Annotated in this window: 4 protein-coding genes; all 4 read left to right on the forward strand. The window is 57.7% G+C overall.

Features of this window, described 5'->3' with window-relative positions:
* Window positions 1–117 precede the first annotated feature (117 nt).
* The 4 genes from EDM58_RS12655 to addA are packed head-to-tail and all read left to right on the forward strand — an operon-like array spanning window position 118 to window position 12356.
* A complete protein-coding gene (locus EDM58_RS12655; RefSeq protein WP_122913656.1) occupies window positions 118–1374 on the forward strand; it encodes an exonuclease SbcCD subunit D in 1257 nt (418 codons plus the stop codon).
* A complete protein-coding gene (locus tag EDM58_RS12660) occupies window positions 1375–5025 on the forward strand; it encodes an AAA family ATPase (protein ID WP_122913657.1) in 3651 nt (1216 codons plus the stop codon).
* Window positions 5026–5041: 16 nt separating this feature from the next.
* On the forward strand, window positions 5042–8545 hold the full coding sequence (gene addB, locus EDM58_RS12665; protein WP_122913658.1) for a helicase-exonuclease AddAB subunit AddB: 3504 nt from the start codon (window positions 5042–5044) through the stop codon (window positions 8543–8545).
* Window positions 8514–12356, forward strand: coding sequence for a helicase-exonuclease AddAB subunit AddA (gene addA / locus EDM58_RS12670; RefSeq protein ID WP_122913659.1), 3843 nt, complete (start codon window positions 8514–8516; stop codon window positions 12354–12356). The genes addB and addA overlap by 32 nt, the downstream gene beginning before the upstream one ends.
* Window positions 12357–12564: the final 208 nt, after the last annotated feature.

Genomic DNA, 12564 nt, shown 5'->3' on the forward strand with positions numbered 1-12564 from the left:
GTAGACGCCTGATCAGCGCGAAAAGTTACGTATGTGGGCGAAATTTCAACCCGCGCCTGCGTCTATCTTTTGTTACAATAAAAGCAAACACATGATCGTGATGGGACGGTGGAGGGAATGCGCATTTTACATACAGCCGACTGGCATTTTGGACGTCAGTTGGAAGGGCGTGACCGGAGAGTTGAGCAGGCGGCTTTCGTGGAAGAGATTTGCCGGATTGCGGAGGAGCGTCAGGTGGATCTGGTATTGATTGCGGGCGACGTATACGATTCGGTCAATCCTCCTGCCTGGGCGGAGGAGCTCTTTTACGAAGCAATCGAACGGTTGTCCGGCGGAGGGTGCCGCGGCGTCGTGGTCATAGCGGGGAATCACGACCAGCCGGAACGTGTCCGCGCAGCCGCACCGCTGGCGGCAAAACACGGGATCGTCCTGTTGGGGCTGCCCAAGGAAGCGCCTTTGCTGCCCGAGGAGCCTGTATCCGCGTCTGATCGCGTGCAGATTGTCCAAGGAGGGCCGTCCTGGCTGGAGCTGGCTGTGCCAGGCTGCGAGCATCATGCCGTCATTCTGGCTCTGCCCTATCCGTCGGAATCCCGTCTGAAGGAACTGCTGAGCGAGAGCTTTACGCAGGAAGAGATGCAGCTTGCGTTCTCGGACCGAATCGGCAAGCTGCTGAACGAGCTTTCCGCTCACTTTCGCGAAGATACCGTCAATCTGGTGATGAGCCATCTGTTCGTAATGGGCGGAGCAGAGACGGAATCAGAGCGGCCGATCCAGATCGGGGGAGCGATGACTGTCTCGACACAGGCATTTCCGGAAAATGCCGATTATGTCGCGCTGGGGCATCTGCATCGCCTGCAAAAGCTGCGGGAGAAGCCGCTTGTTCGCTATAGCGGATCGCCGCTCTGCTACAGCTTTTCCGAGGCGGGCCAGAGCAAAGCGGTCGTCTTGGTCGAGATCGAGCCGGGTCAAGAGGTGCGCGAAGAAATCCTCTATTTGACGAGCGGCAGACCGCTGGCCCGCTGGAAGGCGACAGAGGGGATCGAACAGGTGGAACGCTGGCTCGCAGAAGGCAGGGACGCCGGGGCTTGGATTGACCTGGAGATTCACGTCTCGGATGTGATTGATCCAGCGGAATTTCAGCGTTTGCGCAAGCTGAGCGACGATTTTCTCAAGATTCAGCGGGTCGTCGTGCGAGAGGACCGCGAAGAGTCAGAAGAGTTGGAAGCTCAAGCGAAATTGACGGAGTTGACTCCGGACCAGCTGTTTCGCCGCTTCTATGAACGCAAGAGAGGGGCCAGGCCTGATGAACGGCTGGTCGCGATGTTTCAGCGTTTGCTGCTGGAGACGGAGGCAGGGAGAGAGGAGGAAGCGTAAGTGAAACCGATCCGATTGAAGCTGGCTGGGATGCACAGCTACCGCGAAATGCAGGAAATTGATTTTGAAGTGCTTTGTCAGGCTGGATTGTTCGGGATCTTTGGACCGACAGGAAGCGGAAAGTCCACCATTTTGGATGCGATTACGCTTGCGCTCTACGGACAAGTCGTGCGCCTCGGCGGGGGCAATCACCCGAAGGAAGTGCTGAACCAGCTGGAGCAGCGCATCTTCGTCTCCTTCACCTTCGAGCTGGGCAAAGGGAGCAATCGCCGCCAGTACACGGTAGAGCGGGAGTTCGGTCTGGATAAAAAAGGAAATAAACGCCAGCCCGAGGTGCGTCTGATTCAATTGGGCCACTTGACTGGCGAAGAGGATGTCGTTCTTGAATCCAAGGCGACCGCCGCGACAGCAGCAGTGGAGTCGCTGATCGGGCTTACCTTGCAGGATTTTACCCGTGCGGTCGTATTGCCTCAAGGGCAATTCTCCAGGTTTTTGACGCTGAAAGGCAGCGAGCGCAATGAGATGCTGCAGCGCATGTTCCAATTACATATTTATGGAGAAAAATTGAGCGAGCGCGTACGGCATGGGCTGGATAAAACCAAGGAGCACATGCATCAACTGCAATTGGAAATGGCGGCATTAGGGGAAGCGGGTCCTGAGGCGCTGGAGGAAGCGCAGCAGATTTGGACAGAAGCTGCGCAAAAGGAGCAGGCGTATCGCGAGCAGAAAGAGGAGCTTGCCCAAAAGCTCAAGGAGCTGGAACAGCTTTACGCGTGGCTGCAAGAGCGGGAGCGTGTCCAATCGCAGATGGCGGCTTTGGCTGCAAGGCAGGACGAGATGGCAGCGTGGAGAGCAAAAATCCAAAGCTGGGAGTCGAGCATCCGTCTGTGGCCGATGCTTCAGCAATGGGAACGGCTCGACGAGGAGTGGCATGCGACCGAAATTTCCTTGCAAAAAAGCCGGCAGGAGCAGGAAAGCGCCGATCTCGCATGGCAGGAAGCCGAAGAGGAAGCACGGAATGCCCAGACGAAACTTGCTGCTCGGGAACCGGATTTGCACGAACAAAAGAGCAGGCTGACGCAAGCCGCGGAATGGGAAGCCGAGATGTCCCGCCTTCGTACGGAATGGACGAGCCTGGAGAGGGAATGGCAGGAGATTCAGGCGGCCTTGAAAGGGACCGAGTCTCGACTGGCGCAGGATGCAGCTGCCTTGCAGGCCTGGGAGCAGGAGTGCAGGCGACTGGACGAGCAGATCAGGGCAGTCAGCGTGACCCCGGAGTGGCGCGATCAGGTCAATGCGGCTCGTGAAGCCAAGCAGCAATGGGGCAGGGAGGCCGCGAAGCAGCAGGAGCTGGCAGCGGAATTGGCTGCGCTGGAAGAGCAACTGAAAAGCACTGCCGAAGAGGCGGCAAAGCATCGTCAGGGCTGGGAGGAATGCGCCGGACGTTTGAAGCAGGCGCGAGAGCAATGGAGCGTTTTGGAAGCGAAACCCAGCCTGAGTGACAGCGAGTGGGAGCAGGCGCGGCTCGTCCTTGGAGAGATGAGGCAGGCGGGACGGCAATGGCGCGAACAGCTGCAGCAGCAGGAGCTTTTGCAGGCACGAAAAGAGAAGCTGGAACAAGAGCGGGAGCGGACGCAGGAGAAGCTGAATCGGCTGGAAGCAGTGGCCCGGGAGAACGAGCAGCAGGCCACAGAGCAGCAGGACTTGCTGGATGCGCTCAGACAGGAATGGGAGCATTGGCAGCAGGAAAACATGGCTCGCTTTTTGCGGGAGCGGCTGGAGGAAGGACAAGAATGTCCGGTATGCGGTTCGACCCATCACATCCACAGAGGGCAGGGCTTGTCAGAACAAGGCGAGGCTGCTTCACAGGGCGAGATGCTGCGGACGCGGATCAAGGCTGCAGAGGAGGCATTGCGCAAGGCCGAGCAAGAGGCGCGGTTGGCAAAGGAGGCCTATCTGACAGCGGGGGCCGAGCAGACAGCGCTTGCTGAGCGATTGGGCGCACTTTTGGAGGAACAGCAGGGGATCGAGGAGAGAATCCGCGCCATCCGGCAGGAGTGCCACAGTCAAGGGGAGCCTTGGCTGGTACAGGGCTTCGACGAGCTGTTGGCCGTCTATCAGCGCGAGGAAAAGGAATTGCTGGCCAAGCAATCCGCCCGTGAGCAGGCAAAGGAGGAGCGGGAGCGGCTTGCGCAGCACATCGATGCATTGCGCGAGGAGGAGGCGGGGCTGCTGCGTCTTTTGGAACGAAGCCAAATCCTGCAGGAGCAGTTGGAAAAGTCGCTTGCGGATGGCAGAGAGCGACTGGAGAGCGCAAACGGGATGGTCCGGCGCAGTCTGGAGGAGCTGGATGCAAAACGCGGTGATCTGGCAGTGGAGGATATCGAGCGTCGCTATGAGGAACTCAGCAGAATGGATCGTCAAATGGCTCAGCTGCAGCAGATCCGCACAGAAAAAGAAACGCAGCGTGCGGAACTGATCGCAGCCCTCGAAACGGCGAAACAGCTACAGGCGGAGCAAAAGGGACGAGAAGGGAACCTGCGTGAGCGCGTTGAGGATCGCAAGCGCATGTGGGAACAAAAGCATGCGCAATGGCAGGAGCGTACCGGGGGGATTCCGGCTCAGGAAGGATTGCGTCAAATAGCGGAGGAGCTTGAAGGGTTGCGTCAGGCAGCCTTGAAGGCGGAGGAGAGACGCAAAGCGGCCGCGCTGACGCGGGAGCAGGTGCAGAACACGCTGGTGAAACATTCGGAAGCGTATGCGGTTTTGACCAAACAGCGACAGGAAGCGCAGGAAGGACTGCAGCAAGCACTGCAGCACAGCAGTATCGCAAATCTGGACCTGGTTCGTGAGCTGTACGCCAGCAGAGACGGTTTGGAGCATGCCCAGGCGCAGGTGCAGGCCTATGAGCAAGCGGTAGGACAACTGCACTACGATGAAAAGCGGCTTAGCGAGTCGATTGCCGGACGTTTTGTCTCCCGAGAGGAGTTTTTAACGGTCAAGGAGAGCTGGGAAGAGTGGGAGCGCACCTTCCAGGAGGCGCAAAAGCAGGTGGCAGTCGCCAAGGAACATGTAGACCGTTTGGAGCGAAACCACAGCAGATGGCTGGAGCTGCAAGCGCAGCTTGCGGAGTGCATGGACGAGCAGAGCCGTCTGGAAGAGCTGAAAAAGCTGTTTGAGGCAAAAGCATTCGTCCAGTTCATCGCTGAAGAGAAGCTGGTTTCGATTGCTCGCGATGCCTCCTATCATCTGATGAAAATGACCGCCAACCGCTATGCGCTGGAAATTGGCGACGAGGGAGAGTTTGTCCTGCGTGACGAAGCAGCAGGGGGAATGCGGCGTCCGGTCAGCACCTTGTCTGGCGGGGAGACGTTCCTGACCTCTCTATCGCTCGCTCTCGCATTGTCGATGGAAATCCAGATGCGCGGAGGAAGACTGGAATTCTTTTTCCTCGACGAAGGCTTCGGCACGCTTGATCCAGAGCTGCTGGAGACCGTCATGGACGCGCTGGAGCGGCTGCGGATGGAGGACTTTACGATCGGGGTGATCAGCCACGTCCCGGAGATCCGCGTACGCATGCCGCGGCGACTGGTCATCACGCCAGCCGAACCGATGGGAGCGGGCAGCAGGATTCATCTGGAAATCGAATAGCTTAGGAGAGGGAAGCATGGCAGTACAATTCGTACTCGGACGCGCTGGCACGGGGAAGACAGCGGCGCTCCAGGAGCAGTTGTTTAAACGAATAAAAGAGACGCGTCAGGGACAGCTTCTAGGCGCTCCGATGATCCTGCTCGTCCCGGAACAGGCCAGTTTTCAGGCAGAGTATGAACTGGCGGTCAAATCGGAGAACGGCGGCATGATGGGCTCGCAGGTGCTCAGCTTTGGCCGGCTGGCGCATCGGTTGATGCAGGAGCTGGGGGATCTGACCCTAGTCCCGGTGGATGATCTGGGGAAAAACATGGTCTTGCGCATGCTGCTGGAGCGGCATCGTGAGGAATTGCAGGTATTTGGCCGTTCTGCGCTGCAACCGGGCTTTGCCGCGCAGCTTGGCAGACTGATCAGCGAGTGCAAGTCATACGGCGTGAGCTTTGCCCATTCGGAAAACCTGGAATGGGGGACGTCCAGCCTGAATCAGAAGATCAGTGATCTGCGGCTGGTGATGAATCTCTATGACAGTTATCTGGCGGAAGGCTACTGTGATGCTGAGGATATCCTCAACCGCGTCGCAAGCAAGGTGCGGGATTCTGCTTACATCAGACAGGCGGAAATCTTCATCGACGGGTTTAGCGGCTTTACCAATCAGGAACTGAGACTGATCGAACAATTGATGGTCCATGCCCGCCAGGTGACGATTGCCCTGACGCTGGACCCGCAAGAGCGGGACGAGCAGCTGGACGAGCTAAGTCTCTTTTACCCGACATGGCGGACCTATCAGGCGTTGAAAACCATTGCCCGGGAAAATGGCGTGACTGTCCGTGAGCCGCTTCTGCTCACTACACCGCACCGTTTTGCGCGAAGTCCGTGGTTGAACAAGCTGGAAAGCGCCTATTTCCAGTGGGGAGATCCCGGCGAAGCCCCCGAGCAGCAGCGTGCGGATGAAGTAGCTCTCTTGTCTGCTGTCAATCGCCGCGCAGAGGTGGAAGCTGTCGCGTTGAAGATCCTCTCGCTTGCCCGCGAAGAGGGGTACCGCTGGCGGGATATGGCGATTTTGCTGCGCGAGATCGGCACTTACGCCGATGAGATCAGTGCTGTTTTCAGTGAATACGGCATTCCTCACTTCCTTGACCAAAAGCGCACGCTCCTGCATCATCCATTGATCGAGCTGGTTCGCTCCGCATTGGAAGCGATCGTGAACCGCTGGCGCTACGATGCTGTATTCCGCTGTCTAAAGACAGACCTGCTGGCGGCAGACGAAGAGCAGGAGACGGCGCGTGAAGAAATCGACCTGCTGGAAAATTACGTGCTGGCTCACGGCGTGTTTGGCTACCAGTGGGCAGAGGAATCCCCCTGGCATTTTGGCGGCCAAGCAGGAGCGGAAGAGGACGCCAGGATCGATCAATTGCGCCGGAAGTACGCAGCACCTCTGCTGCATTTTGAAGATGAGATGAAGCGGGCGGTGCGCGAAGATGTCAGGGCCATGACGACGGTTCTGTATCAATTTCTCGCGGCCTTGAACATACCTCAAAAGCTAGAGCATTGGCAGAAGCAGGCGGAGCAGGAAGGAGACCTGCAGTCTGCTCAAGTGCATGGACAGGTGTGGAATGGTTTGATTGCCTTGATGGATCAGATCGTCGAGGTGATGGGCGAGGAGCAAATGGAGCTGTCCACCTATGCCCGTGTCTTGGACAGCGGTTTGGAGACGATCGAGATGGGCCTGGTGCCGCCGGCGCTGGATCAGGTACTGATCGGTTCGATGGAGCGCTCTCGTCAGCCGGATGTAAAGGCGTTGTTTCTATTGGGCGTCAATGACGGCGTGATACCGATGCGCCCGCGCGAGGACGGCATTCTGGATGAAGCGGAGAGGGAGCGTCTGGCTGAGCTCGGAGTCGAGCTGGCCCCCGGAGCCAAGCAGCGGCTGATGGCAGAGTCCTATTTGCTGTACCAGGCATTGACCCGCCCCTCCGAGCGATTGCTGCTGAGCTGCGCTCTGGCAGATCACGAGGGCAAAGCATTGCTGCCTGCGGCTTTGTTCAATCGGGTGCAGGAAGTGCTGCCGCAGGTCAAGCACCAGATCTTCTACAACGAGCCGACAGGTGAAATGGCTGCGGACGCTTTTTTGCTGGGGAACCCGCAGCGTGTATTCAGCCATCTCTTGACTTTGATCCGCGCGATGAAAAAGAGCGGGGAGCTGCCCGTTTTTTGGTGGGAGGTCTACGACTGGTTCTTGCGTTCCTCCCCCGACGCAGAACGGGAAAAATGGCTGCTGTCTGCCCTGCGCTATCTAAATCTGCCAAGAAAGCTGCAGGCAGAGACGAGCAAAAGCTTGTACGGACAGCAGTTGAGGATGAGCGTGTCGCGATTGGAGCGATTCTCTTCGTGTCCGTTCTCTCATTTTTCCTCACATGGGTTGCGGCTTGCAGAGCGGATGCAGTACAAGCTGGAACGCTTTGATGTGGGAGAGCTGTTTCACGCCTCATTGAAGCGGGCGGTCGAAAAAATGAATGAAGAAAACCTGGAATGGGGACGCATGACAGAGACTAGCAGCATGCAGCTTGCCAGCGATGTCGTCGAAGAGCTCGTGCCTGCGACGCGAAGCAGCATCCTGACTCGGACCGCGCGCTATCGCTACTTGTCGGGCAAGCTGAAGCGGGCTGTCGGCAGAGCGATCTACGTTTTGGGCGAACACGCCAAGCGCAGTCGTTTTGCCCCGGTGGGACTGGAGGTTTCCTTTGGACCAAAAGGCGATTTGCCGGGACTCTCCCTCTCTCTGGAGAACGGCGTCGAGCTGCAGTTGATTGGACGCATCGACAGGGTGGACCAGTCTCTCGACGGCGAGGTTCCCTATCTGCGCGTGATCGATTACAAGTCAAGCCCCAAGCCCTTGCAGCTCGCGGATGTGTGGAACGGACTGAACCTGCAATTGCTCGTCTACCTCGATGTGGTGGTCTCGAATTCGGAGAAGTGGCTCGGCAGGAAGGCGGAGATGGGCGGTGTCTTTTATTATCAGGTCGCGGATCCGTTCGTCACGGCAAAACGCATGCTGACAGCCGAGGAGGCAGAGAAGGAACGGGCCAAGCGTCTTCGCATGAAGGGGTTGATGCTGGCGGATCCAGAGCTGGCGCGAATGATGGACGCTCAGATTGAGCAAGGGGCGTCAGAGCTTTTGCCGTTTGAGATCAAAAAAGACGGCACGCTCTCCTCTCGTTCCTCTGTAGCGACTGCCGATCAGTTCGGAGCGTTGACAGAGTACGTCCGTCAGACGGTGAAGGAGATCAGCACCCGCATGACAGAGGGCGATATTCAGATTGAGCCTTATACCAAGGGAACGATGACGGCATGCGATTACTGCACCTACAAGCCCGTCTGCCAGTTTGATGCACAGACGGGAGGCAATCAGCATCGCCTGCTGTCGAAATGGAGCAACAAGGAGATTTGGGAGATGCTCGCCCAGCAGAACAGCGGAATGGAGGCGGATAGAGATGGCGAAGCAACAAGCACCGACCAAGCCTGAGCAGTGGACAGATGAACAGTGGCAGGCCATCACCCGGCGCGGCAATCACCTTTTGATCGCAGCGGCGGCGGGATCCGGGAAAACCTCTGTACTGGTCGAGCGGATCATCCGGCGGATCATGGATACTGATGATCCGATCGGCGTAGACCAATTGCTGGTCGTGACCTTTACCAATGCTGCTGCGGCCGAGATGCGCCACCGGATTGGAGAAGCGCTGCGCAAGGCTTTGGCGGAAGAGCCGAATTCCCCCCATCTGCGCCGTCAGCTTGCGCTCTTGCAACGGGCTACCATCACGACTTTGCACTCGTTTTGCCTGGGGCTTTTGCGTCAGTATTACTACCTGATCGACCTCGACCCTGATTTTCGCATCGCGGATCAGATGGAGGGCGAATTGCTGCGGCAGGATGTTCTGGAAGAGCAGTTAGAGACTTGGTATGAGCAGGATCCCGCGTTTCATGCCTTGGCAGATGTCATGCTGGATGGTCAGGACGATCAGGCTCTTGTCACCTTGCTGCTGCGTCTGTACGAGTTTTCACGCAGTCATCCGGCCCCAGCAGCCTGGCTGACGCACGCGGCGGAGATGTTTGATGTGGATGCGAGCAAGGGACTGGACAGTCTGAAATGGGCACGCAGCGTGCTTCGTTCCCTGTCGCTCGAGTTGGAAGGGATGGCACAGCAAATGCGCCAGGCTGTCGCTCTTGCCTCATCGGCGGACGGTCCAGCCGCTTACCTCCCCTTGCTCGAGGCGGAGGCGGACGCCATTCAGCGGGCCTGCCTGGCAACCCGTCAAGGCTGGGCAGGGGCACAGCAGGCCGTACAAGCGGTCGTTTTTGCCAAACTGCCGCCTGTCAAAGGGACCGATCCAGACCTGAAGGAACAGGTGCAAAATCTGCGCAACCATGCAAAAAAAGCATTGGCTGATTTGAAAGAGCAGTACTTTGCGACGTCGGTCGAGCAATACCTGGCGGACTTGAAGCAGTTGGCACCGCATATGCAAACGCTCGCCCGTCTGGTGATCTCGTTCGGGGAAGCGTTTCAGCAGGCCAAACGGGATCGCTCCCTGGTCGACTTCGGCGATTTGGAGCATCTCGCCCTGCGCATCCTGACCGAGAGCAATGAAAGCGGGGAGCTTCGGCCTTCCCGGGTCGCCTTGCAGCTTCGGGAGCAATTCGCCGAGGTTCTGGTAGACGAGTATCAGGACATCAACCTGGTGCAGGAGACGATCCTCCAGATGGTGTCGCGCGATTGGGTGACGAATGGGGCAGCCAACCGCTTCATGGTGGGGGATGTGAAGCAGAGCATTTACCGGTTTCGCTTGGCGGAGCCTCAGCTTTTTCTGGACAAGTATCTCGCTTACAGAAAGGAAGAAGCCCTTCTCGAAGGAGACACGCCCGAAGCTCATGGAACAGAGGGGTGGCGAATCGATCTGGCGGCCAACTTTCGCAGCAGGCGCGAGGTGGTGGACGCCGTCAACTATTTGTTCCGGCAGATCATGTCGCCGGGTGTAGGCGAGATCGATTACGACCAATCCGCAGAGCTGATCAACCGTGCGGCGTATCCTGATGTGGACCCGGAGCGATTGCGCGTAGAAATGCATCTGATTGATCGGGCAGATGCAGGCGGAGAGGCTACATCAGAACTAGTGTCGCAAGGAGAAGAGGCGGAGGCAGCCACAGCAGAGCCGGATCGCGCTGAAGCCTTGGAGGAAGCGAGCGTTGCCCAATTGGAGGCACGTCTGATCGCCGGAAGGATTCGCCGCTGGATGGAGCCGGGGGAAGGGGAAGATCCGCTGCTTGTGTTCGATAAAAAGGCAGGCGGGATCAGACCGTTGGAATACCGGGATATCGTGATTCTGCTGCGTGCTACATCAGGATGGGGAGAGACGATGCAGCAGGAGCTGGTTGCTGCCGGCATCCCTGTCCATGCAGAGCAGACTTCCGGGTACTTTGCGACGACAGAGGTAGAGACCATGCTCTCTTTGCTGCGGGTGATCGACAACCCGATGCAGGATATTCCGCTGGCGGGGGTGCTGCGTTCTGCGATCGTCGGTTTGACAGAGGAGCAATTGGCACAGATTCGCATTTCGTATCCTTCAGGACCCTTCCATCGAGCAGTCCTGCAATACGTACAAGAAAAGCCAGCAGTGAGGAAATGGGAGCGGGACCTGCAGGAATTTTTCACACGGCTGACCGGATGGCGTACATTGGCGCGCAGAGGTTCGCTGTCAGAGCTGATCGCTGCCCTGTACCGGGATACCGGTTATCTCGACTACGTGGCTGCGCTGGAGAATGGGCAGCAGCGGCAAGCCAATCTGCGTGCCTTGTACGACCGGGCGAGACAGTACGAAGCAGGCTCCTATCGTGGACTCTTCCGTTTCCTGCGCTTTGTGGACCGCATGCAGGAAGCGGGCAATGATCTCGGCGAAGCGCGAACGGTCGGCGAGAACGAAGACGTGGTGCGCATCATGACAATTCATAAAAGCAAGGGGCTGGAGTTTCCGGTCGTCTTTGTGGCGGGGATGGGCAAGCAGTTCAATACGATGGATCTGAAAGCCCAATTTCTGCTGCACAAAGATCTCGGCTTTGGGCCGATGGCGGTGGATGTAGCTTCGCAAGTGCGGTATCCGAGCATGGCGGCTCTGGGAATCCGCCAGCAATTGCGCCGCGATCTGCTGGCAGAGGAGATGCGTGTCTTGTACGTGGCGTTGACGCGTGCCCGAGAGAAGCTGGTATTGCTCGGCTCAGCCAAAAATCTGGCAAAGAGCATCAGCGAATGGGGCAATCAGGATGACGGGGAGCGTCTGAGCGATGAAGCCTTGGCCCGTGCAAAAGGCTATCTGGACTGGGTTGGACGGGCATTGCTGCGCCATCCCGAAGCTGGACCGCTGCGTGCCTATCCCACGACACAGGGGGGTGGCGAGACCGTACAGGTGCGTACAATCCCGGATGATTCGATCTGGTCCTTCCATTTTTACCAGGCAGAAACGCTGCGTGCCCAGACAGGGCCGTCCGCCGAGGATCTGGCGATTTGGGAGCAGATGACGGAACGCAAGCCGATTGCGGATCGGCCGGTTGATGCAAAGGCCAGGGAGCTGGTAGAGCAAAGGCTCGGCTGGCGGGAGCCGCATCCGGTCGCCCCGAAAGTGGCAGCGAAGTGGAGTGTCAGCGAACTGAAACGTCGTGCCCGCTCAAACGGAAGCAGTCAAGGTGTCAACCTCCCGACGATCACAGAAAAGCCCCAGTTCCTGTTGGAGCAAAAGAAGAATCGCCTCAGCGGAGCGGAAAAGGGGACGCTGACGCATCTGATCATGCAGCATTTGGATTTGCGTCGATCGCTGGATCTGGCGGACCTGGAGGAACAAATAGCCGCGCTGGCTGCCAACCGCTTTCTTACGGAGGAGCAGGCAAAGGCCGTGGATTTGGCGCAAATCGCCCAATTTTTCCATACGCCTCTTGGTCAGAGGATGAAGCAAGCGCCGATTGTCCACCGGGAATTGCCGTTTACCCTGGCGATTCCGGCACAGGAGGTAGAGCCCGAGCTGGGCGAGGACAGCCAGGAGCAAGTCATCGTGCAGGGGGTAATCGACTGTCTGGTCGAAGAAGCGGATGGACGGCTGCTGCTCATCGACTTCAAGACCGACTGGCTGGCAGCGGAAGCTACGGAGCAGGCGATCAAGGAAATGACCAGCCGCTACGAGGAGCAGTTGAGACTGTACGTGCGCGCGATTCAGCAAGTCACGGGCAAAGACGAGCAATCGATCGAAAGCCATCTGTATCTGCTGGCAGGCGGGTTTTCTATAAGGATTTCCTGATCGGATTTTTCATGGTGGCGGAGGGAGAGATACACCTCCGCCATCATTTCTCTACAAGAGGATTTACAAGTTGAAAAAGAGAATCTATAATCAAAAGTGAGTAATCACTCGCTTTTCGTCCCGATATTACCTTTATCATTACATTCCGGTACCAGCGTCTCCGCTGGTATTCTTTTGCCCAATAAAATGAGTGATTACTCACTATTAT

The sequence above is a fragment of the Brevibacillus panacihumi genome (assembly GCF_003710985.1).
GTDB classification, from domain to species: domain Bacteria; phylum Bacillota; class Bacilli; order Brevibacillales; family Brevibacillaceae; genus Brevibacillus; species Brevibacillus panacihumi.

What these genes read in the sequence shown, in the direction of transcription:
- addB (WP_122913658.1), top strand. Translation starts at nt 5,042, where the DNA reads ATGGCAGTACAATTCGTACTCGGACGCGCTGGCACGGGGAAGACAGCG.
- addA (WP_122913659.1), top strand. Translation starts at nt 8,514, where the DNA reads ATGGCGAAGCAACAAGCACCGACCAAGCCTGAGCAGTGGACAGATGAA.
- EDM58_RS12655 (WP_122913656.1), top strand. Translation starts at nt 118, where the DNA reads ATGCGCATTTTACATACAGCCGACTGGCATTTTGGACGTCAGTTGGAA.